Source organism: Pseudomonas sp. ICMP 8385, from assembly GCF_002699915.1.
In the GTDB taxonomy this organism is placed as follows: Bacteria; Pseudomonadota; Gammaproteobacteria; order Pseudomonadales; family Pseudomonadaceae; genus Aquipseudomonas; species Aquipseudomonas gessardii.
In genome coordinates this window covers 41,225-66,945 of the sequence record NZ_LKBY01000113.1, presented here as the reverse complement: position 1 = coordinate 66,945, position 25,721 = coordinate 41,225, and the positions used below count along the sequence as shown (strand labels likewise).

Genomic DNA, 25,721 nt, shown 5'->3' with positions numbered 1-25,721 from the left:
CCGCGGGCCGTCACACCGGGGGCCCCCCCTCAACCGGAGCCTGCGACGAGGGCTTAACGCTACACGCCCAGGCCCCGCCAATGAAAGGGGTTTGCCACATTTGGCGTCGAGGCGTTGCCCCTGGGCGTCAGCAGGCATGCAGATGAGGGTGTAATGTTCCAGGCTTTTTGAAACAATACTGCCCTTCAGGGCCTTGCCGCCCACGCGGGTGCCGCAGGTTTTCGGAACCAACTGCACCGCAGACAGGTCATGAGCTGTACGGGTCTGTCGACCCACAGGCCGGTATCGAATGACTCGATCCGCAGACCACTTTTACACCCATGGGGGTCGGTACACCGACTGACCCAGCGTTCTCAGGGAGATGGATTGAACATGCAAGGCAGGTTTTCAAATCGCGCGCGACCTTTGGTTTTCACCGTAGTGCTGTGGTTGTGCGGGGTCGCCGTACTGTTTTTGATCAAGGCTGGCGTCGAAGCCGTGGAAGGGCCTATCAGCAAGACCTGGATCGACTTGACCCTGGTACTCGCCGCCTACCTGTTCTTTTTCCTGCTGGACCCACTGCAACAGTGGACGGCCAATCGGCTGCGTAAACGCGCCCGGCGCAAAAGCCGCTACGAACAAGCGTCGTCCTAGAATCTGTTTGCCTGGGAACTGACGCTGCCGCTGATCACCCCGTCATCTAACGGCACGATCCGCGAACCAACGACCCACCACCGAATGTTCACACTGCATGGCCGCCTGCAATTCGTCAGCGGTGATGGTTCGGCGCTGCGGGTCGACACTGAGCGCCACCCGCAACGCTGGCCAGCAACGCCGGGGCAGTTGCCGAGGGGGCGCCAGTCGCGGCCTCGGGCCCGCCCCTTGCGCCGCACGCCCACCCAGTGCCAGGTCATACAACAGGCATGCTGCGCCATACACCTCCGAACTGGCTGACAGCGGCGCGCCCTCCAGCAGTTCCGGTGCGGCATAGGCCGGTGTCCAGGCCGTGAAACGCTGTGGACTCAAGGCCGGCAGCTCGGACAGCGGCGGCCCGAGCGCTTGGGCAAGGCCAAAGTCAAACAGGCGCACCCCGTCAGCGCCCAACATCACATTGCCGGGCTTCACATCGCCGTGCAATACACCTTGCCGATGGATATAACCCAACGCTTCCAGCAGCCCCAAGGCAATAGGGCGCAATGCCTGCCAAGGCACCCCGCGCGGGCAGTTGAGCAGCAACTGGTCCAGGGTCATGCCGCTCATCAACTCCATGGTGAAGAATGCCACTTCGCCCGTGGTATCCACCTCAAATGAAAACACTCGCACCACACGCTCGTGCCGCAGGTAGCGGGTCAGGGAAAACTCGCTGTAGAGCAACAGGTGAGCGTCCTGTGACGGGGCCAGGTGCTCGCCGAGAACCTTGAGGGCCACCTGGGACCTCGGTTCACCGAATTGCTCATGCAGCAAGTCACGGGCGCGATAGACAACCCCCATGCCGCCCACCCCGAGCACCCGTTCAAGACGATAGCGCCCAGCCAATAACGCCGGCAGTGGCGGCCCCGGGGGCGGATCGCAGGACTGGGGGAGCTGTTCCATCAGCGTCGGGCCGCCGTGATTGGCGCCGTACGCCCGGCGTTGCGACAGGTATCTTGCCGTGGGCTCATAGTTGCTCCGGTATGCGGAAGGTCCGCCACGCCGCCATCTCGAACGGGTTCGGCGTCCGCTGGCTGGTCAACAGGTAGTGGGCGCGCAGGCCGCCGATATCGGCCTTGAGCAAGCGCGCATCACGCCCATTCAAGGGTTCGCCCTGCAGCAAATCGAACAGGCGGAACAGCGACCATGGCCCGGTGTTTTTTTCAATGCCCAATGGCTGTTGCGCCATGCCTTCGAGCACCAGGCTGCTACGGCCGCCCTCGACATCGGTGGGCCACTGGAACAGCATCGGTACAATCGGCCCATGGCGGTATTCCATCTGCTGGTCGCCGAACCGCAGGATCGCCCGACTGACCGTGGGGTCCAGGCTGTAGGGCGCCAGGGTGAAGCGCACCCCCGGCTCCCCCGGATCATCGGCAAAGAACGCCTCGCGTATGGTGCGAGCCTTGGCCAGTTGGTCCAGCAACGCCCGTGACATCGGCAGGCTGCGGCCATCCAGGCTGCGCAACCGATAACGGTTGCCATCGCCGATGACAAAGGGCCGCAGGTCATCGTCAAGGAACCGCGCCATCAACCCTTGCGGCTTGAAGAACTCGCGAAAATCATTGAGCGCGACATCGCTACTGGCATGGGCGCTGAACGGATAGCGCTGCTTGATCGCCGAGGAATAGAACCCATACACCTCACTCTGATAGCGCCGGTTCAGGTGCCGGTAGGCCGCGTCGAGCACCAGGCGCCAACTGTCATCCGCTACGCCCGCCAACCAGCCGTTGAGGGGCGTCGGCAGGCGCTCCGTGGCATTGCGCAGGTTACCCAGGGCGTCCCGTTGCCCCTGCATGCGCCGCTTGACCATCTCAAAGGCCGCCCGGTCAGGCTGGTTATCCCGGCCAAGGGCGGCCAATTGCAGTTGCAACGGGTTGAGGGTTTGCAGCACCTGCGACAACTCAGGCCCTGGGTTGTCCTGTTCATCGAGCAATTGATGCAGGGCTTCAAACCGACGCTGCAAAGCGCGCTGTGCGGTGTCGGGCAGCCGTTGCGTGGCATTGTCCAAGGCGGCCTGGGCCACTGGCGAATCCGGCTGGAGTGCGTCCAGGCGCTCGACAGGGCTTGAGAAACGGGTGTTTTCCCTGATTTGCTGCAATAACTGCAATAACGGCGAACGGGGTGAGGTCAGGCTCGCCAGTTGCTCGGCCATTTGCCGCGACGTCTCACTGTCCTGTAAACGCACCTGGGCCAATGCGGCACTCCAGGCCTGGGCATAGTCACTGAAATAGCATTGCTCCAGTTCGACCAGCAGTTGGCGCAGGCCCAGGGCATTGAGTTCCGTGCCCTCCCCCAGCACCCAGTTGTCGCGCACGATGCTATCGACCATCCGGCTACCCTGCACCGCAAAGAACTGACGGTAGCCCCGCTGGGTGAAAAAGCCCGGAATGGCCTGGTCGATGCCGGTGAACACTTGCTCCTGCGGGTCCAGGTGTTGAGTGAAACGATAGGGCTCAAGCTCGCTGCCCTGCTCACGCAGCAGACGGTAGACCACGCCAGCCAGGGGCTGTGCTTTCAACACCTGGCGAGCCTGGGCGACCAGCGTTTCGTCGAGCGGCATTGCAAAGGGCTGTTCGAGCAATTGGGCAAAATGTAGGTTCAAACGCTTCTGCAGCGACGGGTCTGTGGGGTAACGCAACGACCACAATTCGGCGACCCGATCCGCCAACCATTGCTTGTCCCGGCGCTCTGGCAGGTTGAGCATCAGGTAGGCGCGCAGGCTGAGGAGTAGCTGCTGGCGGTCGTGCAAGCTGCTGCGCACCTGCTGCCCCAACAGCTCGCGGACCCGGGCCATCAAGTGTTGTAGCAATGCCTGTTGGTAGGCCGTGTCCAGCACCGGGCGGCTCCTGTCGCCTTGATACAAACCCGTGAACGGCATCCAACCCGCGCCCTGCGGTGACGCAAAAACCTGGGTGGCTGCCAGTCGGCTATCCAGGAGCGGCACGATCGCCAGGGTCTGGTCTGCTGCAGCGTGGCCACGGACAGGCGTGCGTGCCAATTCACGCAGTTGCTCCAGGCGTTGATGGTTCTGCGAATAGCTGTACATCCACAGTGAACCTGCGGCGCCGAGTACCAGTAAGGCCGCCAGCGCCAAGCCGCGCTGACGCCGACGGATGCGCACCCGTTCCCGGTGGTCCAGGCCGGCCAGGTCGACCTCACCGAACACCACCCGGCTGAACAGCCCCTGGATAAACCGTGGACGGCTTTGCCCGGCGCCCGACTCACTGCCGGAGCTGGTCAGGTAAAAACCGCGCAAGGCGTTGACGCGCTGGTAACGATGGGCAGAAAACGCCAGTTCAATAAACAGGCACAACCGCTCCCCGATCAGCGCCACCTGCCGGGGGAAATCCAACATACGCCCCCGGCGCTCACCACTGCGCTCCAGATGCAGGCGTTGTATCAATTCCCCACTCAAACGCTGCAGCAAGGCTTCAAAGGCCTGGCGCACTTCGCCAACATCGGTTCCCGCCTGGCCAGGTACGATGTGCTCGCCCAACAGGCCATCACTGGCCTGGCCCTCCGTTCGCTCGAAGAACTCGACAAACCCGGGCAAATGATCCGCCTGCGTCAGTACCAGGTAGACCGGCAACTGCACATGTAAGGTCTGCTGCAGGTCGTGAAGGCGACTGTTGAACTGGCGCGCCATAACGCTCAGTGCCTGCTCGCTGCCATTGAGCAAGGTGTCCACCGAAACTGTCAGCAGTACGCCGCTGAGCGGGCGCGCACGGCGACGGGCTTTCAACAGGTTCAACAGCGTCGCCCAGCCACTGCTGTCGACCTCACTGTCGGTGTGCGCCAGGTAGCGCGCCGGGGTTTCGACCAGTACCCCTTCCTCGGCAAAATACCACTCGCAATGACGTATGCCGCCAGCTGCGTGTGGGTCGCCGGCATCCGTGCGGTCCAATGGCAGTTGTAGCCCGCCGGCCTGCAACAGACGGGTCTTGCCACTGGCGCTGCATCCCATCACCAGGTGCCAGGGCAACTCACTGCGCCAGCGTTCGCTGCGCTTGCCATAGCGGCGCGATGTCTTGAGGGCTTGCAGCGCCTCCTTGAAGCGGCCACGCACGTTGTTCTGCTCATGCTCGACCAACCCCTTGCGCTGTTTTGGCGGTGCCTGCTCCGGGCCGCCATCATCGCCAGGCAGTTGCCCAGGGTTACGCCGATTGACGAAGACCATCAACAGGCCCCAGGCCAGGAACAAGCCACTGATGGTCAGTAAGCGCGAAGTCGCACCGAGCCAGAAACGTTTGTCGTCGACCGCCAGGAGCGGCCCGAACCACCACACGGCCCAGGCCAGTAACAGCACCAGCAGCAGGCTCCAGACCCAGGTCAGCGCCAGGGCCGCAACCAGCGTTTTGAATAGAGGTTTCATGATTCGCTCCCTGCGTTACTTCGGTGTCCGGGTGATGTCTGGGGTGGTCTGAAGATAGGGTTGGAGCACGCTCTCGCGTTGCTCCCCAAGCACCCAGGCGAACCCCGCATACATCATGCCCAGGCCCACCCCGACAAATACCCAGACCCAGGTGGCCGGAACAATACGCAGCGCCGGCCCCGGCTTGCGGCTGGACGGTGGCCGGGGATCCGTGGCCGGCGGCGCGTCCCCACGCACATGGATGATCTGCCGGTACAAGGCGTCACGAATGCCCTCCAACTGCAGCAACCCGCGTTCCATCACCCGGTACTTACCTTCAAAGCCCAGTGCCAGGCACAGGTACATCAACTCCAGCATCGCCAGGTGCTTGAACGGGTCCCTGGACAGTCGCTCCAGCAGCTCAAAAAATTTTTCGCCACCAAAGGTTTCGTTGTGGAAGCTGCTCAACAGGCTCATTTGCGACCAGTCGCTCTGGCGCCCCCACGCCGTGGTGCCCACGGCCTCGTCAATGACGCTGCACAACACGTAGCGGGCCGCCATAATCTGGCTGTCGGGGATTGCGTCGTGGCGGGCCCGCTGTTCAAAAAGCGTGATGCCCGAGGACAGTCGGTCATTGAGCGAGTGCAGGCCTTCACGGGCCGAGCCGCCCTTGAGCCGGACCACCTCCGACAACAGGTCCCAGGCCGCCGTCACCAAGGGGTTGAGGCCAAGCCTGAAGGGCTGCGCGCCCTGCAAATGGGCAGCATGGATCATCCGGTCTTCAAGCTGTTCAAAGCGCGGTGGCGTCTCGAAATCGGTCATGGCGCCCTGCGCCGGGCCGAATCCATGCCGATCCAGCAGGACCGTCTTGTCATCCTGTGGGTATGCCTTGTCCATCGTCATAGATTCAGTTCCTGATAGCCCAGAATTTCAATTCAAGATCGGCAAACTCGCCGCTGACATGGAAGGCGAATCCGCCTGAATGCTCCAACTGCTCCAGGTCACGGGCACTGAGTTCGAGCATGAAATAGGTTTTGCTGGCATGGAACGGAATCTGCCGTGGCGCCACGGGCAACGGTTTGACGCTAATACCTGCCAGGTGCAGGTTGACCAACTCGCGAATCCGCTCCACCGGCCCGACCTTGAGGTGCGCCGGCAGCCGCAGGCGCAGTGCCTCCGAATCGCCGCGGGCACTGGCGGCCAAAATGAAGGTGGCAGAGCCCAGCAGGTTCAGGTCATTGACCGGGCACACCAGCACACCGTATTGACGGGGCTGCAATACCAGTTCAATGGCGTGTTGCTCCAGCACCATCGACAGGACCGAACGAATGGCCGCCATCAGGTCACGAAAGCTCGCCCCCTGGTCGCTATGCCGGTAGTGCCCTTCAAAACAGGCGCGCTTGGTCTCGCTGGAAAATGTCGAAAGCTCCCCCAACAACCCAAGCAGGGCCTGGTACAACTGGTCAGGGCCCAGGCGGGCCTGGTCCAGGTCGTGACGCAGGATCAACTCGGTCCGGTTGATCAACTGCAGCATCAGGAAATCCCCCATCTGCGCACCGGCCGCCTGGCCAGCATCCTGCAAGCGTTCGGCAATCGCGTCACCGCGAAACGCCAACAGGCTGATCACCTCCTTGAGGCAAGACAACAAAAACGGCGAGCCGTGCAGGTGCATGAACGTCGGGGAGAACACGCTATCAAGCGCAACAACGCCTTGGGCGCTGCAATCCTGGACCTGTGCGACCTTGAGTTTGACGCAGGTCTGCCCCCCAGGATCATCGCCAAGCAGCAAGCGGAAGTCCGGGCGGGCGCAGGTGATGGTACAGCGCGTGTCTTCGCCGGCATTGGCGTCTCCCACTTCGGCTTCGTACGCGGTATAGCGTGCCACGACGTCAGCCTGCGCCGGCTGGCGCACCTCGACAGCATTGCCGGCGACCATCGGCAAAGCCAGGTACACCGCCTGGCTGCCGCTATTGGCAGGGATTTCCAGTACCAGCGGCGAGGCCGGCTCACGCAGTTCAAACAGGGTGCCGTCAGGCAGTACACCACTGGCCTGGCTGACCACTACCTTGCCCATATCGAGGTATTGCGGGTCGATTTCCAACGTCAGGAAGCCCCAGGCATAGCCCTGTGCCAATTGACTGCGGCGGGCCAGTTGCTGGTGGTAGTAGCGGTCGTTGTGCTGCAGATGCTGAGGGCGCAACAACATGCCCTCCTGCCAGATCACTTTATCGATCAGCATGTCAGTCACCTGCCTTGGCGGTCTGCAAAGCCGTTGCACGCACGCCGGCTTCGTCGAGCAGCAGATCGACCTGGGTCCGCGACTCGACGGCCAGCGGCACCACATGGCGCCATCGTGCCTGGGGCAAATCCCGGTAGGCCGCCAGCACGCCGAGGTAACGGCTGCCTGGCGTTGCACGGAGCTTCAGCGCGACCTGCTCGCCAGGGCGTAATTCCCACTCTTCGCTGCTGACCAGGTCCTTGGGCAAGGTGTTTTCGGCACGCCCATACAGGCTGAAGAAATCGGCATTCTCGAAGGCCACGGGGTTTCTGAGTTCCAGCAGGCGCACCACGATCGGTGACGGCCGGCCATTCACATCCGGGTTGACCCGATCGCTGGCGGTCAGCGTCAGGTCCAGCTTGGTCAGCGTCGAATAGGGAGACAGGTTGCTGCAACCGGGCAACAGCCCCATCACAGCCAATAACAGAACAGAGGTGGCGCGTGGCATGGGGCTCATCCAGAACAAGGGCTATGAAGGGTGGAAACCAGGCGCACCTGTTCCCTGTAGGCGTTGGCAAAGTCTTCGTTCAGTAGGCGCTCTTCCCAATCGTCGTCCTCGACCAGGCGTTGATAATGGCGCAGATAGGCCCGCCAATAAGCACCGCTGGTGGGGATTCGCGGGGTGTTGCCCTGCTGTTCAAAACGGACCAGCAACTGGCCAGGTGCAAATGCCGCCAGGGCGCCGCGCATGGCCGCCCGACAGCCGGCGAGCAGTGCAACCTGGTGCACCTGTAAATCGCGATATGCCTGGGTAATCGTCAGTTCGCCAGCCCCCTGCAACATGGCCTCCAGCGCTTGACCCCCCTCGCTCAACGGCCCCAGGTCGCGGGCTGGCGTATGACCGAGCGAGGCGCCCAGCGCACTTTTCAGCTCTGCATGGGTGTGCAGGTTCTGTTGCAGCCCTTCGATTGCCTGCTTGAGCAAGCCCGCGACCTTGATGGCCAGCGCTTGCCGCCCAGGCTCGTCGAGAGGGTCCAGGCACACGCCCAGCGCCTGGGCAAACGCCTCCCAGAACAGCCCATGGTCATGGGCTGGCGGGGTAGTTTCTACAAGCGCAGACACCTGCACAGCAGGCTCGACCAGGGTCGGCACAGGCACATGGTGACGTTCCACCGTACTGGTGTCCGCCCAGTTCGAGGGCGCGCAGCTCGGTTCCGGTAGTGGCCGGGCCTGTTGGTCATCCAGGGCACGCACAGGATCCAACTGCAGGAACGCGTCATCGGGGATCAGGTTGTCGTGATGATTCGACGTGTCAGCGGCCTCCAGCAACTGCGTGCGCAGATCAAACGGCCCCATCCGCAACACCATGCCTTGGCTGATCGGCCGGGCCTGGCCCTTGCGCAAGCGCACGGTGCCGTCTCCCAGGCGAATGCCATTAGTGCTGATGTCAGTCAGAAAGTACTGATCGTCACGAAAGCTGACCAAGGCATGATGATTGGACAGTTGGCGACTGGGATCGGGAATCACCCAATCGCAATCGGCACCACGGCCGATCACCCCTCCAGCGCCATCAAAGATTTTGCTGCGGGTCGAGCCGGGCATGTCTTGCCCATTGCCACAGACCTCAAATACCAACTGCATACAGGGACTCCTGGCTTATTGCCCGCGCTGGTTGGACCGCGGGTCACCCAGCGGCCGATAGTCATCGTCGTCAAACACGTAGTTCGCCGCGCAACCACTCAGCGCCCACATCAGTAGAACCATCCCCACTGCCGGCCATCGAAAAACACTCATCACGCCTCTCCCATTGAAATAAATTCGCGCGCGGAACATTCAGCACTCGCCCTTGACGTCACCGCAGGGGATATTCAGCCGTGCCAGGCGATACAACAGGGTGCGCCGGGCGACCCCCAGCTCACGGGCAGCACGGGTGCGATTGCCACGGTTCTTGTGCAGGCAATCAATCAGCAAGCCCCGCTCGACACGCTCCAGGCGCTGGCGCAGCGTTGCGTCGGTGGCCTGTGCGGGTGACGCCAGTGGTAGCAAGAGGTGTTGCGGCAGGATCACCCCGTCGTCGCACAACAACACGGCACGTTCCACCAGGCATTTGAGCTCGCGCACGTTGCCGGGAAAGCTGTGGCTGGACAGCTGATCCAGGGCCTGGTTCGACCAGGACACCGGCGCTCGCCCCTGGGCGGCGCAGGCCTTGCCTGCGAAATGCCGAGCCAGCGCCCGTACATCGCCCTCGCGTTGGCGCAGGGCCGGCAGTTCGATCGGGAACTGGGCCAATCGATAGTAGAGGTCCTCACGGAAACTCCCCTGGGCGACCATTGCGCCAAGGTCACGGTGAGTTGCCGCAATGATCCGCACATTCACTTTATGGGCGGTACTGGCACCCAGCGGACGTATTTCGCCCTCCTGCAAGACCCGCAACAATTTGGCTTGCAGCGACATCGGCATATCGCCGATTTCATCGAGTAGCAACGTGCCGCCGTCGGCGGTATCGAACAGACCGGGACGATCCCGGTCGGCACCGGTAAAGGCGCCCTTGCGATAGCCAAACAGTTCGCTTTCCAGCAACCCTTCCGGGAATGCGGCGCAGTTCTGTACGACAAAGGCCCTGGATCGACGCGGGCCCATGGCATGGATCGCCCGGGCGACCACCTCCTTGCCCGTACCGGTCTCGCCGCGCAAAAGCACGGTGTAGGTGCTGTCCAGCACCTTGCCGATCAGGCGGCAGGTCTCGTCCATCGCCGCGCTGTTGCCTATCAGGCCAAGACCTGCGGGACGGAGCACGCGAGCGAGCCCCGGACGGGCCGGCGATGGCGGGCTGGCGTCCTGCAACAGCACCCGCTGGCGCAGGGCAAAAGCCCCCAACGGTCCCAGTGTTGTGGCGTACCCCAGCAGATCCCTGGAATGTTCAGTTACGCATAGCAGCACGCCCCTCGCGGGGAGATGTCGATGGGTGATGGGCACGCACAGCAGCGACTGCCAGGGCGCCAGGCCCCTGGGAATGAAGGCGGTGTCATAAATGCTGTCTTGCAGGCCACGGATACTCAGGGGGCGCTGATGTTCCAGGGAGAACTGCAGCAATTGCTGGCCCTGCTGGTCCACCTCTGCGCCCACACCGATATCCCAGGGCCCTTCTTCCCGCCGGTATTCGGCAGCCAGGAGCAGGCCATGGCCGGCCTCATCTGACAGGTACACCTGGCTGAGCGTGCACTGGCTCAACTGCACCGCGGCCTGGGCAAGGTTGCCAGGCACACTTGCCCGATCGCTGTCGAGGCCCAGGCGCAAGAGCCACTGCACCAGTTGTTCTGTATAGTCCGGCGACGGTGACAACGGGGCTGCCCTCATCATGCAAACTCGCAGATGACGTGACCGTCGCCATCCAGCGTCCCGTGGGCGCGCTGCACATGTTCGTCCCTGGCCATTGCCTCCAGCAGGCGATCGACTATCGGGGGCAATAGGTTGGCGTCGATCCACTGATCGACATACCGCGCCCCGCTCTCGCTGCGGGTACAGCGCTCTGCCAGGTAATCGACCAATCGCGGGCAATGGCTGAATGCCAGATTCCGTTGCAGCAGACGTTGACCCAGGCGCTGCAGCTTGCTTTCTATCAACTCCCGCAGCACCGCACCGTTGATCGGGTAGTACGGCACTACGCACATACGGGCCAGCAGCGCCGGCTTGAAGTGTTGGTTGAGCAGCGGCGCAAGTGCTGCTTGCAAGGCTTGCGGGCTGGGGCGCTGCGCAGCGCCACACAGGTCGATGATGTGTTCGCTGCCGAGGTTGGAGGTCATCAGGATCAGCGTGTTGCGAAAATCGATCTCACGCCCCTCGCCATCATGGGCCCAGCCTTTGTCGAAGATCTGGTAGAACAGGTTCATGACCCCAAGGTGCGCCTTCTCGACCTCATCGAGCAGCACCACCGAATAGGGTTTTTGCCTGACCGCTTCGGTCAACACGCCGCCTTCGCCATAACCGACATAGCCGGGCGGAGCCCCTATCAGGCGTGACAGTGAATGTTTCTCCTGGTATTCGGACATGTTGATGGTGGTCATGAACCGTTCGCCGCCATACAACAGGTCGGCCAACGCCAACGCCGTCTGCGTCTTACCAACGCCACTGGGGCCGACCAGCAGAAAGACGCCCACGGGCGCATCGGGCCGGTTCACCCCGGCGGCGGCGGCACGCATCGAGCGGTCCAGCATCTGCACGGCCTGCTCCTGGCCGAGAATGCGCGTGCGCAGATCGGTGGCGAAGTCGAGGACCTTGACGCTGTGCTCGCAGGCGACCTGGCTGAGCGGAATGCCAGTCCAGGCACTGATCACTTGCGCCACCAGCCGCGGGCATACTTCAAAATTGACCAGGCGCTGCTGGGATTGCTCTGCCAGCAGGCTGCCGTGGGCTTGGCACAGTTGCTGCTCAAGCAGCTCGATGGCCTGCCCGGACTGGCGGGCCTGGCTCAACTGTAGGCGCAAGGCCAGTACCCGCTCGGCCATCTCACGCTGGCGTGTCCAGCACTGCTTGAGGTGTTCATGTTCGCCACCGACGGTTTCCAGGCGCGCGGCCAGTACCTGCAGTGCGCCAGGGTCAATCGGCAGCCCGGCGTCCCGGTCGCGGCAAAGTGCCTGGTGCTGGCGGGTACTTTCCGCCAGTTGGGTAGCCACGGCCTGTAACGCCGGCGGAGCGGTCACCAGGCTGATGCGCACACGCGCGCAGGCCGTGTCGAGCACATCCACAGCCTTGTCGGGCAACTGTCGCCCCGCCAGGTAGCGTGCCGATAGCTGCGCGGCGGCAACCACGGCGTCATCACGCACGTACACACCATGGCTGGTTTCATACACCGAGGTGAGACCACGCAGGATCGTCACCGCATCATCGACACTGGGTTCCTGGACATGCACCGGCTGAAAGCGCCGGGCCAGTGCCGGATCCTTTTCAAAGTACTTCTTGTACTCCGACCAGGTGGTGGCCGCGATGGTGCGCAGTTCGCCACGGGCCAGCGCCGGCTTGAGCAGGTTTGCCGCGTCGCCGCTGCCCGGCGAACCACCGGCCCCGATCAGGGTGTGCGCCTCGTCAATGAACAGGATCACCGGCACCGCTGAAGCATTCACTTCCTCGATAACGCCCTTGAGCCGTCGCTCGAACTCGCCCTTGATGCTGGCACCGGCCTGCAGCAGCCCCATGTCGAGGATCAGCAGGCGCGTATCCTGGAGTACCGGCGGCACCTGCCCCTGGGCAATCTGCCTGGCCAAACCCTCGACCAGCGCGGTCTTGCCGACACCGGCTTCACCCACAATGATCGGATTGTTCTTGCGCCGACGCGCCAGGATATCGATCAACTGCCGGATCTCGGCGTCTCGACACAAGACCGGGTCGACCCGCCCATCCAGGGCCTGCTGGGTCAGGTCATGGGTGAAACGCGGCAACAACGCTTCAGGGTTGCCACAGGCGTACACCCGGGAAACCTCGGCCTCCTCGCCCAAGGCGAACTCAAGCAGGCGTTGCGCATCGAGACGGGCCAGCAGCACCTGATAACGACTACCAGCGTGGTGCAACGGGTTACGCAGCAAGGCGAGGATCAAGGCCGCCTCACTGACCTGGGAGTGCGCCAACTCCAGCTGGGCAACAACCAGCGCTTGTTGCAACCATTGCACCAGCAACGGCGCAAACACCGGATTGCGCGAAGTGCCCTGCTCCATCCTGGGCACAAGCGTGGCTTGCAGTTCGCCCTGTTCGATGCCGGCCTCTTGCAGCGCACGCACCAGCAACCCTTGTGGGTGCTCCAGCAGCGCCAGCAAGACGTCCTCCACCAGGACTTGCGAGCCACCCCGGGCCACACAGCGTTCTGCGGCGCGCTCCAGGTCATGGCGAGTTTGTGTCGCCAGCACACGAATCAATTGCTGCAAGTCCACATTCATCATAGTCATCTGTCCCTAGTGAGTTTTACTGGCCAGTGTGAGCACACCGTCCGCGCGCGCCTGCCCCATCCAACTGGTCCAGCCCAGCCGGCACACATTGCGTTGGCCTATGTGCAGCGCCCGTATCTCCCCGGGGCGCAGGACCAGGCGCAGGTCATAGTCCAGAGGGTCTCGCACGGCGAAGCGAATCAGCGCGCAGAGCGGCGAGTGGTTCGCGCCGTCGGGTAAAAACTCATGAAAACGCTGCCAGTCGAGGTCCTGGAGATGCACCCTGAATTTGCCAGCACGGTCGACGACCTGCCGCCCAAGGACCAGGTCCCGCCCCAGCAAACTGCTGGCATGTGCCAGTTGGTTGCGCTGCCCACGGGCAATCACCACCTTGCGCTGGACGCATTGCTCGATCAGCAACGATGGGTGTTTGAAGTAGTAACGCAGCACCGTTTCGATAAGCGCCGCCGAATGGGCGCGCATGCCCAGCAACCCCAGGTAGGGCAACAGGCGTTTCCAGTCCAATGGCGTCGCCCCCCGGATGGCCCGGCCGCCCAGGCCTATCAGGGCGAACATCTGCGCGGAAAACGCATCGCTGGCGCCCGCTCGAAAGCGTGCCGGGTAACGGTACTTGCGCCACAGAGGCAGCATCAGCCGATGCAAACGGTGGTGGAACAGGTCAAGAAAGTCGGCGACCGGATTCCCCCCCGCCCGCTCGGCCAAGGCGTGCTCAGCATAAAATGCCGGCAGTGGCGAATTCGCCCCCACCAGGCCCAATACATTGAGGCGCAAACGTGCCCGCAATTGCCCACGCTCGATAAAGAACGTCACGCGGTCAATATCGTTGCCGGGAAACCCCAACCCCGGATTGGCCTGGAACTCCAGGAGGTCATACAGCGCCTCATCGCCAAGGGATGGGTGGGCCTCACGCAAACGCTCAATCACCTGCAAGACCGCCTGGAACAGCGAATACTCACGGATGGTCCGGGACAACTCGGTTAAAGCAGGGCCTGCTGGCCCATCCGGGATGGCCATAGGTACACCTCTCCTTGTGTGCTGGTAACGCGCAGTTCGTGGTACGAGTTGAGGCTCGCGTACAGCGCAAAAAACTCATTGAGGACCGAGGCAAAGACAAACAGGTCGCCCTCTCCGAGGAAGTGCTGGGGGTCAAGGGTCAGATCGATTGCCACCCCTCGAATCGGCAAGCCGCCATGCAACCTGTCGATCGGGCGCTGGCTTATCGAACGCAACCCGTCCAGCCGTCGAAGGCTGATTTTTTCGGCCTGGCGATCGTGGTAGCGCGGCAAGTCATAGGTTTTGAGCACCACTTTCAGCGCATTGATATCGCTCAGGGACAGGTAGTTGAGCGACATATTGCTGATCAGCTTCCACAAAAAGCCGCTGTCCAGCGGGGGCGCGATACCAGGGGTGGCGGCAGTGATGTTGCTGAAGGACAGGAACTCGGGTGTTTGCTCGCAGGCTTGATTGATGTCACCGATACGCAATTTGCGTGGCAAGTCATGGTTGGTGCAGGTCAGCTCGACGGACAGGGTTTCCTGATCCCCGAACTGGCGAATGCCGAAGCTCAGGTAGGTATCCAGGCCGCTGTGTTGCAGGGACGGCCGCTGGCGAATGCTGTAGCACGCGGTTTGCTGGTTGTGCTCGAACGACTCGAATGGCACATACGCCTGGTAGCCCAGGCCACCCGGGCGCCATCCGGTGACCTGATCCACGGAAAAAACCCCGCAATGGCCTGGCGCATAGTCGGTTCCCAGCAGCAGATATTCATCCTGCTTGCCATCCAATCGGATCGGCACCCCGTCGTGCTTGAACAGGTTGACGACCGGCGTGCAAAACAGCTTTACGTTGTCCACCGTGGGGAGCACCTGCCCGGGATTGCGCTGGCGAAGCTTGAAGCGCAACTCACACCCCCGGGCCTGCTTGAGCAGGTCATCCGGCAAGGTGTGCAGAATATCCAGGCCCCCGACGTCGACAAACAGGTACTTGTCAGGAAACGCGAAATATTCCTGTAGATGCCGATACCCAGTGAATGCATTCGGCGGATAGGGAAGCAGCGCCTCGTCTGCCGAAAAACCTGCTGGCCGGACCACCGATGCCGGTAATGGCAATGACAACACTTGCCCGTTGCGCGCAAGCAGCGGTTTGCACTCGCCATCGAGCAGCAGCAAGTCAATGCCTTGCAGGTGGCGCAGCAGACTCACGTACAGCATCTGGCTGACATAGCGCTCCCCGGCAAAATGCAAGCGCAGGTGCTCAAGCACCAGTTCGCCCATATGCCCTTCGGCGGTCATCTCCAGGCGCAGGTTCAGCAAGGCGCCCTCGCCCTGGGCCGAGTAATCCAGCGCACTTATTTGCAGGGGCAGCACATCCGTTGCATAGCAGGTGCGAAAGCGGCAACGCTCACCGTCAATCGCCACACTTTCCACCGGCGTATCCCGCTCGACGGTGATCGCGGGCCCGGCACGCAGCAACGGCGCGAACTGCAACATGCTGAACGCGGGTAACGGTCGCATGTAGTTGGGCCACAACAGGTGCATCAGCGAATGGCTGAGCTCCGGCAACTGGTCGTCGAGCTTCTGCCGCAAGCGGCCCGTCAGGAACGCAAAGCCCTCAAGCAGCCGCTCGACATCCGGGTCCCGGCCACTGTCCCCGAGGAATGGGGCAAGTGCCGGATTACGCTCACAGAAGCGCCGCCCCAAGTGTCGCAAGGCGTTGAGTTCGCTCTGGTAATAGCGATTAACAGACACCTGGGGTGACCTCTACTCGCCCATTGCCAGCCAGGCTTGCGCTGAACGCCACCACCTGCACGACCCCGTCGATATGCAACGCCCCCCGGATCTCAAAGGCCAGGGCCAGCGGATCGTGCCCCTGTGGCAGCGCCGTGACCCGCACATGGCTCAAGCGCGGCTCGTAGGCCGTGATGAACCGCTCGATCAGAAAACGGGCCTGGCTGAGGGATTCGTGCAGGCTCAGGCGCATGTCATTGAGATCCGGCAAGCCATAGTCGGGCAGCGTCTGCACGCTACCCGCCCGGGTGCTGAGCATGTTGCCCAGGTGGGTGGCCACCGACGCCGCGACGCAGGCCAGTGGCGTGCGCCCCGCCAACAGCGGCGCAGTGCCTGCAAGGCGCTCAAGGAAACCGCTGTAGTGACTCATCTCAAGCCCCCCGGCTCATTCTTTATCGAGCTTGCCAACCAGGAACAGGGTGAAATCCGCCCCCATGTACTTGAAATGAGGGCGGACGCTGAGGCTGATGCGATACCAGCCTGGCTCGCCATCGACATCACTGACGACAACCCGTGCCGAGCGTAGCGGACGCCGCCCCCGCACCTCGGCGCTGGGGTTCTCCTGGTCGGCCACGTACTGGCGAATCCATTTGTTGAGTTCCAGTTCCAGGTCGGTGCGCTCCTTCCACGAACCCAGTTGCTCGCGTTGCAAGACCTTCAAGTAGTGCGCCAGGCGGTTGACGATCATCATGTAGGGCAGTTGTGTGCCGAGCCGGTAATTCAACTCGGCCGCCTTGCCCTCGGCGCTGATCCCGAAGCGCTTGGGTTTTTGCACGGAACTGGCGGAAAAGAACGCGGCATTGTCGCTGCCCTTGCGCATCGTCAGGGCGATAAAACCCTCCTGCGCCAACTCGTATTCGCGCCGATCGGAGACCAGCACTTCGGTGGGGATCTTGGTTTCGATTTCACCCATGCTCTGGAAATGGTGCAGCGGCAGGTCTTCCACCGTGCCCCCGCTTTGCGGGCCGATGATGTTGGGGCACCAACGAAAGCGCGCAAAGCTGTCAGTCAAGCGCGTGGCAAAGGCATAGGCGGTGTTGCCCCACAGATAATGTTCGTGGCTGCTGACCACATGTTCGCTATAGGAGAAGGTCTTGACCGGGCAATCCACCGGGTCGTAGGGCGTTCGCAGAAGAAAGCGTGGCACCGTCAAGGCAACGTAGCGGGCATCCTCGCTCTGGCGGAAGCTCTGCCACTTGGCAAATTGCGGCCCTTCAAAGTGGTCTTTCAGGTCCTTCAGGTCTGGCAGGCCGGTAAAGCTCTCCAACCCGAAAAAACCAGGCCCGGCGGCGGCAATGAACGGTGCATGGGCCATGCAGGCGACGCTGGACACGTACTGCATCAGCTTGACGTCGGGCGCGCTGGGTGAAAGGAAGTAATTGGCAATGATCGCGCCGACGGGCTGACCGCCGAACTGACCGTATTCGGCACTGTAGGTATGTTTGTAGAGCCCGGACTGGACGACCTCCGGCGAGTCCTCGAAATCATCCAGCAGGTCTTGGCGTGAGACGTTGAGCAGCTCGATCTTGATGTTTTCCCGGAAGTCGGTGCGGTCCACCAGCAGTTGCAGGCCACGCCACGCCGACTCCAGTGCCTGGAATTCAGGATGATGGAGGATTTCATCCATTTGCCGGCTGAGCTTGGTATCGATCTCGGCGATCATCCGGTCCACCAGTTGCTTCTTGACGGGCTCGCCTCGGTTTTGGGGCTTGATCAATTCCTCGATAAAGGCCGAGACACCGCGCCGGGCGATGCCGTAGGTTTCATCATCGGCCGTCAGGCGGGTCTGGGCGATGATGTCGTCAAGAATGCTGTATTCGGTATCCAGGGGGGTTGCGTGGGCGGTCGGGCTCGTGGTCATGCGATCAGTGTCCTTTTACTGAGAAGATCATGCGGCAGGGCTGTTCAGCCCCAGTTCGGCCAATACCCGCGCACGGGACTGCTCATCGGCCAGGGCGTTTTCTATGGCCTTGCGAAAACTCGGCGCGTTACCCAGGGGGCCTTTGAGCGCGACCAGCGCCTCGCGCAGCGCCATCAGTTTTTTCAACTGCGGAACCTGCTCGACCAGATGCGCCGGATTGAAGTCCTTCATCGCGTTGATACGCACCTGGACGGCCAACTCGTCGGCTTCATCCGTTTCCTGCAGTCGATTGGGCACACTCAGCAACAGGCTCAAGGCCTGCTTGGCCAGCACCTCGTCCAGGGTGTTCTTGTCGATACTGATGGGCTTGCGGTCTTCAACCTTGCGCGTATCTTCGCGCTGGGTGAAGTCACCCAAAACCAGCAGCTTCAGGGGCAGCTCGACCTCTTCCTGGGCACCGCCTATGGCCGGCTTGAACGTGATGTTGATACGTTCCTTGGGGGCGACCGAACCTTCTTTGGCCATGGTGTTTCTCCTTTGCGTGATGACGGAAACCTATTCGAGTACCGCTTCAAGATCGACCTGGCACAACTTGCGATGGATCTCATCCTTGCGCTCGCGCAGGCCATGGCCCTGGGGCAATACGTCGTAACAGGCGTACAGCAGTTGCAACACCTCAAGGGTCAGGTCAGGCTCCCAGCGATACAGGCCGCAGTGCTGCAGCTCCTGTTCGAGCTGTTCAAGCTGAACCCTGGCCAAGTCATGCTTGGCCCCCTGGACACACAACCGAGCCAGGCCAAGGCGCCAGTAAAACCGGGCGCGATCCCCCCGAGCGGCCTGCATGGCGTTTTTGTAGGCCTGGACAGCGGCCTTCAACCCTTCCTTGCGCAGCAGCGGAGCAATCGCCTGCAAGGCCTCCTCCCATGGCGCCGGGCCGGCACTGGCACGGGTGCTGACCGGCACCCGGATTTGCAGGTGGTGGCTAACTTGGGTGTCGATCCACCCACGGGTGGCAGCATCGGCAAAGGGCGCGCCATCATGGAAACGCAACTGGGCAACCCCGGGCAGTCGTTGCAACAACAAGGCGAACTGAATCTCAACCTCGACCATCGCCAGCTCGGCCTGTAGCGCCTGGAGGCACTCCCAGACCATGCGCACGCCGTCAAACCAGAAAGGCGCGCTCGCCAGGCTGGCTTCAAGCTCCAGCAGCAGGTCGGCGTAATGCCCCTGGGCAAAACGCTCCTGATAGCGCTTGAGCTTGTCGGGCGCCAGCCCTCGCAACGGCGTTATCTGTTCGCTGTTGCTATCGGGAAGAGCGGTGATCCCCAGCCAGGTCAGTGTCCGGTTCAAGCGCAAGGCCCGCAGGTCAGTGGTGTTCTGGCGCAACCACCAGGCGCACAGGGGGCGAGCGTTGTCCTGCAGCGTGCGCAAGAGCTTGTGCACGTCTTTCTCATTGTTCACCACCGGCTCAGGCGCCAGCAGTTGGGTTGCCACCTGCTTGACCTGGGCGACCACACCGCTCACGCCTGATGGCGGCGGGTCACTCTCCAGGGCCTGTTGCAGCTTGTCCTCGAGCTGCCTGCGAACGGCCAGTAGCAACGGGGCGTCGTCCCCCAGGTGCCCGACCCACAGCTCATCAAGGCGTGCCAAGTGCCCTGCCATACATTGGAACAGGGAGCGCTGGTCTTTGAGCGCAAAGCTCTGCGCCAGCACCGGTTCAATACGCTGTATCAGCCAAGCAAAAGCCGCAATACGGGTACGCGGCTTGATGGGGTGTACCGTCGCCCAGTGGTGCTCACAGAGTTCACGCAACATACCGAGCCCGGCGAGCAGACCAGGAAAGGATTCACGTTGATACAAAGCCCAGGTCAACCAGGCAACCACCCGCAGATCCTTGGACTCGTGACGCAACAAGGCTTCGCTTTTGTCCCTCACACCCTGCCAGTCCGGCTGGCTGTTGCCATGGATCGACCGGGCCTTGTCCAGCTCATTTTCCAGCGCTTCATACCCCGCCGAAAAACGTATGTCCTCCCCTGCAAAACCGCCAGCCGAGATCGGTGACTGGGCAAGTTCCAGGTAATAAGCCGAAAGCTTGTCTGGATAAACCATGGTGGGCCGTACTGTGCTGGTTATGCTCAATTAAAGTATGGCGAACACCTATATAAACACCGAGCTTATACTGAGTGAATTCCATTTCCGTGTAGCGATAAGTGCAAACCATAGCCAGCAATATTTTATTGAGCAAGCCACCCAGATCTAGTTAAGGAGATTCCTACAAAAACAATGCTGATTCATTGTTTGTCAGTCAGCGTACTCAACGGGCACCCTTGAAACACGCAAGGCCGCTCGCACCCGCGGACAAGAGGCTTCATTCAGGCGTGCGCAAAAAATTGCCCAGTCTTTTCAATTACGCTGTACTTAAACTAAATACTGAGCCATCAATACCGCGACACGCACGCACCGGGCAATTAATTGCGCACTACTGCGCAAACAAACTCAACTTCAAGAGCAAAAAAATATACAACCGAGGCGCCATTGCACGCCCACGCTTAAACAACGCCCTTATTTTATTAGGCGACGGTTATCCGGCACACTTTTTGTTAGTGAGCCATGGCGCCCAACAGCGCAAACTTATCTATCAGGCAAGGAAACCCGTCATGCCAACACCCGCATACCTCTCGATCACCGGCGCCAAGCAGGGTCTGATCACGGCAGGCACATTCACCCAGGATTCGGTAGGCAATATCTATCAGGAAGGCCACGAGGACCAGATCCTGGTCGAGGCATTCCAGCACCAGGTCATCATTCCCCGGGATCCACAGTCGGGCCAGCCCACCGGCCAGCGGGTACACAAGCCGCTGATGATCAGCAAGGTGTTCGATAAATCCTCACCGCTGCTGTTCAGCGCGCTGACATCGGGGGAAATGGTCAAGTGCCGCCTTGAGTGGTATCGCACGTCATCCGCCGGGACCCAGGAGCATTACTTCACCATTGAGCTGGAAGACGCGATCATCGTGGACATCCAGTCACGGATGCCCAACTGCCAGGACCCGGCAAATGCACACTTCACCCACCTGGAGGATGTGCACTTCACCTACCGTAAAATCGTCTGGACCCATGAGGTCTCGGGCACGTCCGGCTCTGACGACTGGCGCAGCCCGGTAGCCGGCTGAACCCGGCCGTGGATCAAACGACATCGCAACCAGCGATAGCGTTTGATCCACGGCCGGCGGGGTTCAATGCCAATCCGTGGCCACTCCCCGAAACGCACTGGGGCTGAGCCCCGTCCAGCGCTTGAACGCCCGGCGAAAGCTGCGTACATCACTGTAGCCCACCTCTTGGGTAATACGCTCGATGGACAGGCCAGGGTTGCCCAGCAACCCCATGGTCCGGGCGCGACGTACCTGTTCCAGCAACGCTTCAAAGGTCAGCCCATGATCGGTCAGGCGCCGGCGCAGGGTGCGCCCGCTCATGTTCAGGTCACTGGCGACCTTTTCCAGTTGACTGCCCTGTAAATCACGGGAAATAGCCCGCTCCACGGCCTGGATCAGGTCCATTTTCCGGTGCAGCTGGGCACTTTCCAGTTCCAGCAGACCAAGGGCCTGGCGCAAGGCCAGGGCATGATGATTTGGCAACTGCACGTCCAGCCAGCGGGCCTCCAGGACCATGCGATTGTGCAGGCAGCCAAAGCGCACATCGTCACCGAACAAGCGCGGGTACTCGGCGGCATACACCGGCGGTGCGTGCATGAATTCCATGCGCAATGGCTTGAATTCGCTGCCCACCAGGGTCCGCCCGTAGACCATGAGGCTGGCAAAGAACTCCTCGGCGGCAAACACCTGGACTTCGGCATAGGGCAACAGGCATTCGATATCGACCATGACCTCCTGCGCGCCTTCATGGGTGCGTGAGGTGGCGATGCCGCCGGAGGTATGTTGGTGCCGCTCGCCCACGGCAAACGCATCGCGCAGGGTCTTGCACAACGAGATGACATGCCCCAGCAGGCCCAGGGTGCCCAGCACATTCTGATTGCCGACACACAGGCCCAGCCCCTGGTCCGGCAAGGCCTTGAGCGCACGCTGGATCATCGCCACGGCCTGGCGATAGGAGATACGCAGCGCCGGGTCGTCCAGGTCCGCCAGGGTAAACCCCAGGCCACGGCACAAATGCCCGGCATTCGCACCTTTTTGCGTCGCAACCTGCCCCAGGGTTTGCAGGAGAAAAGGCGACACCCGCGCCAGCTCATAGTGTGGATCAACGGTTTTGCCGTGCATGGATCTGCGATTCCCGACTGTATGCCCGGTTATTGTTTTAGAAACATCCTGACAATCATAGGTGCTTGCAAGGCTCGCCGCACTCTGAACGAACAGTGTCCGGCAAAGCCCCCCTCTGTGGCCGCCAATACCCTGCCCTCTGGGGCGCCAAGGGCTTATTTCTATGGGCAAGGCCCTGATGAGGGCTGACCCTCCAACAATAATAATGAGCCCAGACATGAATCCGACCCGTGCGCTTGCCCCCCGACCACTTAAGCCTGGGCATCAATGGCTACTACCTCAAGCAGACGACTGACGATAGGCAATACGGGCGCACCGTCACCAATATTTATGGCGAAGACGTCGATGACGGTGTGCGGGGCCAGGTGTTGGCGATTGGTCCGGCGGTGTATTTCACCTTTCTTAAGTACGCCAGTGCAGAGATCCGCTGGGCCAAGGAGTTTGAGGTAGAGAACCGGCCGCAAGGCGATATGGTGTGGGCCAAGCTGACGATTCCGTTTGCGTTGTAGGGGGGCGTTATTTCAGCCGGTGTAGACCGGCCAGCGCTCGACAATGCTGGCGCCGCGCACCGCCAGCAAATCGCCAAACTGCAGAAGCACCGACTCCGTCTGGCTCGGGCGCAAGAACACCTGGTCATCAACGTCCAGGCCAACCCCCGGCGAGCCATTGACCATCTCCTGATTGGAGCTGCGACCATACAAGCCATTACTTTGCAGCCCCGAGGGCGACTCGAAATCGGCCAGCCAATGACCGCCATAAATAAAGAACGTGGCGCGCTGGTTGCGATCCCACCAGGACAGCAACCGGGACTTGTCATCCAGCGCCGGGATATTGACCACGCCGGTGCTTTTGAGCACCGGCGTGGCGATATAGGCCGCCGGCACATGCTCACGAAGGGATGGCAAATCATAGTGCGTAGGCTTGAGCATGGCCGTGCCCACCGAGACCTCGCTACTCAACCGCTCCTGCTCATGCATCCGATAGCTGGGACTGCCAGCGGTATTGAGCGTCAGGCCATCACGCCACAGTGGCGCAAATTGCTGGCGGGTGAAGTCAACAAAGCCGTTGTAACGCTGCATGACCTTGTCGAACAACGCCTGGGGCGAGCCAAGGATGCCCGGCACGCCCATGCCGACAAACGGGTCATAGCCCATGAAGCCCGCAAACTCCAGGTGCTGCGGATGTGCGCTGATCAGCCCGAGCATTTGCCCCAACCCCGCGTTATCGCTGCTACCGCCGCGATGCAGGCCCACATCCAGTTCGATATTGATCCGCAGCCGTGTGCCCAGGCCCTGGGCCAGCGCCAGGTATTGCTGCAGGCGCTGCGGTGTATCCAACAGCCACTGCAATTGTCGGGCGGGGTCGAATGGCCCTTGGTGGCCTTGATAGAACAGCTCGGCAGAACGCACCGGCAACGGCTTGCCCAGCAGGATATCGGCGTCGGGAAACACCCGGGCGTCGTGGTTGAGAAAGGGTTGGTGAAACGACATCAGGCGCTGAGTGCCGGCGCGCTTGGCGATGTAGGCCAACAGGCCCGGCGCAGGCAGGGATTTTTCCACCAGCCGTAGGTGCTTGCCACCGCGCTGGACCGACTGCATCACGATGTCGATGTTGTGATCCAGGCGATCCAGATCAATCAGCAACACCGGACGCATCGGCCCATGGGCCTTGAGCTGCTGGTTCAACTGGCGAAAATACTCGCTGTAGGGCGAGCCCCGGTCAGCCGGACGCAACAGCGCCGCGCCCGCCACCAGCAAGGCACCGGCGCCGAGGGTGCCGGCCATGAAGTGTCTGCGGTTCATCAGGCAACTCCCAGGATTGATGACAGGTGTGCATTGAGGAATTTGCCGCCGGGGTCCAGGGCCTGGCGCACCCGCGCGAACTCCTGCCAGCGTGGATACAGGGCCTGCAAGGCGCGGGCATTGAGGCTATGCAGTTTGCCCCAGTGCGGCCGACCGGCGTATTTCCAGAAGATCGGCTCGACGGCGGCGAAGACGTTGTGATGGTCCATGGTGTAGTGCTGGTGCACCGAGATCGAACAGCTGTCGCGGCCTTCAAACATGCTCAGGGGAATATCGTCAGCCTTGACGTAGCGATACTCGATGGGAAACCAGGTGCGCAAACCCTGGTCGCGGATCAGCTTGAGGATTTCCCGCAGGCAGGCCGGGCCATGTTCGGCGGGCAGCGAATACTCCATCTCGTTGAAACGCACATTGCGCACGTTGGCGTAGACCTCGAACGATTCGGCCACCCGATCCTGGAAACGGGCGAAATAGCGCAGGCTGTTGAGCAGCGTGCGGCGCGTTTCGGGAAAGTCGCTGGCATATTTATCGAGGTTTTCGATAATCGACACGAACTCATTGCCGCCCGCCTCTGCCGGGTCGATTGGCGGGGTCGGGGCATCGGTGGTTTCGTTAAGGGCGATGGACAAGGCATAGTCGGAATGGGTCACCACCAACATCTCCCAGTGCTGGTTCTCCCGGGTGGTGTTCACCACGTCCTCCAACAATTCCTCGGTGCGGGCAATCCATTGGCGCTCCCGCAGGCGGTAAGGCGTGCGGTTTTGCAGACGCACGCGGGTGCTCACGCCGAGCGCGCCCAGCGACACCCGGGCAGCGTTGAACACCTCGCGCTCACGCCCGGCATCGCACTCGAGCACTTCGCCCTGGGCCGTCACCAGTTGCAGGCCGGTGACACCGGCCGAATACGAGGGAAAGCCGACCCCGGTGCCATGGGTCGAGGTGGAAATGGCACCGGCCAGGGTCTGGTAGTCAATGTCTGCCATGTTCGGCAGTGCCTGGCCGATCGCCTTGAGCGCCGGCCCCATGCGGGACATGGGCGTACCGGCGGCGAAGGTGGCTTGCAGGCTGCCGGGGTCGTGATCGAGCAAACCATTGAAAAAACTCAGCGACAGTAGCGTGCCATCGGTCGGGACCAAGGCACTGAACGAATGGCCCGCCCCCACCGGGCGGATCTTGCCCGGCGCCTGGCGAATGACCTGCACCAACTCATCCAGGTTCCTGGGGGCCAACCGTTCAAGGGGCAGGCACTGTTGTGCGCCCGACCAGTTGCGCCAGGGGATCAAGCGCGGCGCCCGGGCCAACTGGGCCAGCGCCGGGTTGTTGCTGATTGCCAGGAATGCGCCGGCTGCGGCCGAGCGCTGCAACAGTTGCCTGCGTGAAAGCACCATCACCTACTCCATTGTTGTTATTGGATGTGAGTACCGGCCATAAAACTGATCAGCCCCAGGAACTGCTCCTCGGAGCACTGCATGCACAGGCCCATCGGCGGCATGCCGTTGTAGCCGTTGAGGGTATGGTCCAGCAGCGTGTCCACGCCCTGGGCAACGCGGGGGCGCCAGGCCTGGCTATCGCCGGTCAGCGGTGCGCCGGATGCCGGGTTGGCGTGACACAGTTTGCAACTGGTGTCGTAGACCCGGGCCAGTGCCGGGTCGGCAGGCATGGCGCGGCTTGCCGTGGCAGGCTGCGGGGGATGTTGCGGTTTGTCGTCACAGGCTGCCAGCAGGCCCAGCAAGGCCAGGAGCAAACCCATGCGGCGGGGGGTCATAGACCACATAGCCAGCCTCTCTTGTGGTGTGAACAGCTGGGTTCACACTAAGTCAG

General features: G+C 61.8%; 21 protein-coding genes and 1 pseudogene. 3 read left to right on the top strand and 19 right to left on the bottom strand.

The genetic code is table 11. The annotated features are described in order from the left end of the window. Nucleotides 1–405: 405 nt before the first annotated feature. Entirely contained in the window at nucleotides 406–633 is a 228-nt protein-coding gene (locus AO268_RS20715) for a hypothetical protein (RefSeq protein WP_236309728.1), read from the top strand. A 42-nt stretch (nucleotides 634–675) separates the two neighbouring features. Here AO268_RS20715 and AO268_RS20710 read toward each other — a convergent pair whose 3' ends face one another. The 15 genes from AO268_RS20710 to tssA form a co-directional block, all read right to left on the bottom strand. Beyond that, a complete protein-coding gene (locus AO268_RS20710) occupies nucleotides 676–1,572 on the bottom strand; it encodes a serine/threonine-protein kinase (RefSeq protein WP_099169686.1) in 897 nt (298 codons plus the stop codon). Nucleotides 1,573–1,636: 64 nt separating this feature from the next. Further along, nucleotides 1,637–5,044: a type VI secretion system membrane subunit TssM gene (gene tssM / locus AO268_RS20705; protein ID WP_099169685.1), complete on the bottom strand. Its 3,408-nt coding sequence runs from the start codon at nucleotides 5,042–5,044 to the stop codon at nucleotides 1,637–1,639. 15 nt (nucleotides 5,045–5,059) lie between these two features. Next, nucleotides 5,060–5,926: a type IVB secretion system protein IcmH/DotU gene (gene icmH / locus AO268_RS20700; protein WP_176561399.1), complete on the bottom strand. Its 867-nt coding sequence runs from the start codon at nucleotides 5,924–5,926 to the stop codon at nucleotides 5,060–5,062. A gap of 4 nt (nucleotides 5,927–5,930) precedes the next feature. Further along, the gene (gene tssK / locus AO268_RS20695; RefSeq protein ID WP_099169684.1) at nucleotides 5,931–7,262 is read right to left on the bottom strand and encodes a type VI secretion system baseplate subunit TssK; all 1,332 of its coding nucleotides are present in this window, start codon (nucleotides 7,260–7,262) and stop codon (nucleotides 5,931–5,933) included. A 1-nt stretch (nucleotide 7,263) separates the two neighbouring features. Beyond that, nucleotides 7,264–7,749 carry a type VI secretion system lipoprotein TssJ gene (gene tssJ / locus AO268_RS20690; RefSeq protein ID WP_099169683.1) on the bottom strand — a complete coding sequence of 162 codons (486 nt, stop codon included), beginning with the start codon at nucleotides 7,747–7,749 and terminating at the stop codon, nucleotides 7,264–7,266. Nucleotides 7,750–7,754: 5 nt separating this feature from the next. Further along, entirely contained in the window at nucleotides 7,755–8,882 is a 1,128-nt protein-coding gene (gene tagH, locus AO268_RS20685; RefSeq protein WP_099169682.1) for a type VI secretion system-associated FHA domain protein TagH, read from the bottom strand. 15 nt (nucleotides 8,883–8,897) lie between these two features. Next, the gene (locus tag AO268_RS20680; protein ID WP_076963320.1) at nucleotides 8,898–9,035 is read right to left on the bottom strand and encodes a type VI secretion protein TagU; all 138 of its coding nucleotides are present in this window, start codon (nucleotides 9,033–9,035) and stop codon (nucleotides 8,898–8,900) included. Nucleotides 9,036–9,074: 39 nt separating this feature from the next. Beyond that, entirely contained in the window at nucleotides 9,075–10,601 is a 1,527-nt protein-coding gene (locus tag AO268_RS20675; protein ID WP_099169681.1) for a sigma-54 interaction domain-containing protein, read from the bottom strand. Further along, the gene (gene tssH / locus AO268_RS20670) at nucleotides 10,598–13,171 is read right to left on the bottom strand and encodes a type VI secretion system ATPase TssH (protein ID WP_099169680.1); all 2,574 of its coding nucleotides are present in this window, start codon (nucleotides 13,169–13,171) and stop codon (nucleotides 10,598–10,600) included. Before tssH ends, AO268_RS20675 begins: the two co-directional genes overlap by 4 nt. 12 nt (nucleotides 13,172–13,183) lie before the next feature. Next, nucleotides 13,184–14,191 (bottom strand): type VI secretion system baseplate subunit TssG, encoded by a 1,008-nt coding sequence (tssG, locus tag AO268_RS20665; RefSeq protein WP_099169679.1) that lies wholly within the window; start codon nucleotides 14,189–14,191, stop codon nucleotides 13,184–13,186. Then, nucleotides 14,155–15,924 carry a type VI secretion system baseplate subunit TssF gene (tssF, locus tag AO268_RS20660; protein ID WP_099169678.1) on the bottom strand — a complete coding sequence of 590 codons (1,770 nt, stop codon included), beginning with the start codon at nucleotides 15,922–15,924 and terminating at the stop codon, nucleotides 14,155–14,157. The genes tssG and tssF overlap by 37 nt, the downstream gene beginning before the upstream one ends. Then, nucleotides 15,914–16,333: a type VI secretion system baseplate subunit TssE gene (gene tssE / locus AO268_RS20655; RefSeq protein WP_099169677.1), complete on the bottom strand. Its 420-nt coding sequence runs from the start codon at nucleotides 16,331–16,333 to the stop codon at nucleotides 15,914–15,916. Before tssE ends, tssF begins: the two co-directional genes overlap by 11 nt. A 15-nt stretch (nucleotides 16,334–16,348) precedes the next feature. Then, a complete protein-coding gene (gene tssC, locus AO268_RS20650; RefSeq protein WP_076963298.1) occupies nucleotides 16,349–17,824 on the bottom strand; it encodes a type VI secretion system contractile sheath large subunit in 1,476 nt (491 codons plus the stop codon). A 27-nt stretch (nucleotides 17,825–17,851) separates the two neighbouring features. Then, nucleotides 17,852–18,349 (bottom strand): type VI secretion system contractile sheath small subunit, encoded by a 498-nt coding sequence (tssB, locus tag AO268_RS20645; RefSeq protein ID WP_099169676.1) that lies wholly within the window; start codon nucleotides 18,347–18,349, stop codon nucleotides 17,852–17,854. 30 nt (nucleotides 18,350–18,379) lie between these two features. After that, nucleotides 18,380–19,933, bottom strand: a complete 1,554-nt coding sequence (gene tssA / locus AO268_RS20640; protein ID WP_099169675.1) for a type VI secretion system protein TssA — start codon at nucleotides 19,931–19,933, stop codon at nucleotides 18,380–18,382. 548 nt (nucleotides 19,934–20,481) lie between these two features. On the opposite strand from tssA, the gene AO268_RS20635 reads away from it, so the two are divergent. After that, on the top strand, nucleotides 20,482–20,997 hold the full coding sequence (locus tag AO268_RS20635) for an Hcp family type VI secretion system effector (RefSeq protein WP_099169674.1): 516 nt from the start codon (nucleotides 20,482–20,484) through the stop codon (nucleotides 20,995–20,997). Nucleotides 20,998–21,060: 63 nt separating this feature from the next. Here AO268_RS20635 and AO268_RS20630 read toward each other — a convergent pair whose 3' ends face one another. Then, a complete protein-coding gene (locus AO268_RS20630) occupies nucleotides 21,061–22,098 on the bottom strand; it encodes an AraC family transcriptional regulator (RefSeq protein WP_099169673.1) in 1,038 nt (345 codons plus the stop codon). A gap of 245 nt (nucleotides 22,099–22,343) precedes the next feature. On the opposite strand from AO268_RS20630, the pseudogene AO268_RS20625 reads away from it, so the two are divergent. Beyond that, nucleotides 22,344–22,607: pseudogene (locus tag AO268_RS20625) on the top strand (transporter); the annotation flags it as partial. A 12-nt stretch (nucleotides 22,608–22,619) separates the two neighbouring features. Here the strand turns inward: AO268_RS20625 and AO268_RS20620 are convergent. The 3 genes from AO268_RS20620 to AO268_RS20610 form a co-directional block, all read right to left on the bottom strand. Next, a complete protein-coding gene (locus AO268_RS20620; protein WP_176561404.1) occupies nucleotides 22,620–23,831 on the bottom strand; it encodes a DSD1 family PLP-dependent enzyme in 1,212 nt (403 codons plus the stop codon). A gap of 68 nt (nucleotides 23,832–23,899) precedes the next feature. Then, the gene (locus AO268_RS20615) at nucleotides 23,900–25,288 is read right to left on the bottom strand and encodes a D-arabinono-1,4-lactone oxidase (RefSeq protein WP_099169671.1); all 1,389 of its coding nucleotides are present in this window, start codon (nucleotides 25,286–25,288) and stop codon (nucleotides 23,900–23,902) included. A gap of 17 nt (nucleotides 25,289–25,305) precedes the next feature. After that, complete coding sequence (locus AO268_RS20610) at nucleotides 25,306–25,674, bottom strand: c-type cytochrome (RefSeq protein WP_099169670.1); 369 nt, start codon at nucleotides 25,672–25,674, stop codon at nucleotides 25,306–25,308. Nucleotides 25,675–25,721: the final 47 nt, after the last annotated feature.

Bases quoted from the DNA above. Each gene is read 5' to 3' on its own strand.
- tagH (WP_099169682.1), bottom strand. From the start codon at position 8,882: ATGCAGTTGGTATTTGAGGTCTGTGGCAATGGGCAAGACATGCCCGGC.
- tssE (WP_099169677.1), bottom strand. From the start codon at position 16,333: ATGAGTCACTACAGCGGTTTCCTTGAGCGCCTTGCAGGCACTGCGCCG.
- tssC (WP_076963298.1), bottom strand. From the start codon at position 17,824: ATGACCACGAGCCCGACCGCCCACGCAACCCCCCTGGATACCGAATAC.
- tssM (WP_099169685.1), bottom strand. From the start codon at position 5,044: ATGAAACCTCTATTCAAAACGCTGGTTGCGGCCCTGGCGCTGACCTGG.
- AO268_RS20615 (WP_099169671.1), bottom strand. From the start codon at position 25,288: ATGGTGCTTTCACGCAGGCAACTGTTGCAGCGCTCGGCCGCAGCCGGC.
- AO268_RS20610 (WP_099169670.1), bottom strand. From the start codon at position 25,674: ATGTGGTCTATGACCCCCCGCCGCATGGGTTTGCTCCTGGCCTTGCTG.
- tssH (WP_099169680.1), bottom strand. From the start codon at position 13,171: ATGATGAATGTGGACTTGCAGCAATTGATTCGTGTGCTGGCGACACAA.
- tssK (WP_099169684.1), bottom strand. From the start codon at position 7,262: ATGCTGATCGATAAAGTGATCTGGCAGGAGGGCATGTTGTTGCGCCCT.
- icmH (WP_176561399.1), bottom strand. From the start codon at position 5,926: ATGACGATGGACAAGGCATACCCACAGGATGACAAGACGGTCCTGCTG.
- tssB (WP_099169676.1), bottom strand. From the start codon at position 18,349: ATGGCCAAAGAAGGTTCGGTCGCCCCCAAGGAACGTATCAACATCACG.
- AO268_RS20630 (WP_099169673.1), bottom strand. From the start codon at position 22,098: ATGCACGGCAAAACCGTTGATCCACACTATGAGCTGGCGCGGGTGTCG.
- AO268_RS20635 (WP_099169674.1), top strand. From the start codon at position 20,482: ATGCCAACACCCGCATACCTCTCGATCACCGGCGCCAAGCAGGGTCTG.
- AO268_RS20710 (WP_099169686.1), bottom strand. From the start codon at position 1,572: ATGGAACAGCTCCCCCAGTCCTGCGATCCGCCCCCGGGGCCGCCACTG.
- tssJ (WP_099169683.1), bottom strand. From the start codon at position 7,749: ATGCCACGCGCCACCTCTGTTCTGTTATTGGCTGTGATGGGGCTGTTG.
- AO268_RS20680 (WP_076963320.1), bottom strand. From the start codon at position 9,035: ATGAGTGTTTTTCGATGGCCGGCAGTGGGGATGGTTCTACTGATGTGG.
- AO268_RS20675 (WP_099169681.1), bottom strand. From the start codon at position 10,601: ATGATGAGGGCAGCCCCGTTGTCACCGTCGCCGGACTATACAGAACAA.
- tssG (WP_099169679.1), bottom strand. From the start codon at position 14,191: ATGGCCATCCCGGATGGGCCAGCAGGCCCTGCTTTAACCGAGTTGTCC.
- tssA (WP_099169675.1), bottom strand. From the start codon at position 19,933: ATGGTTTATCCAGACAAGCTTTCGGCTTATTACCTGGAACTTGCCCAG.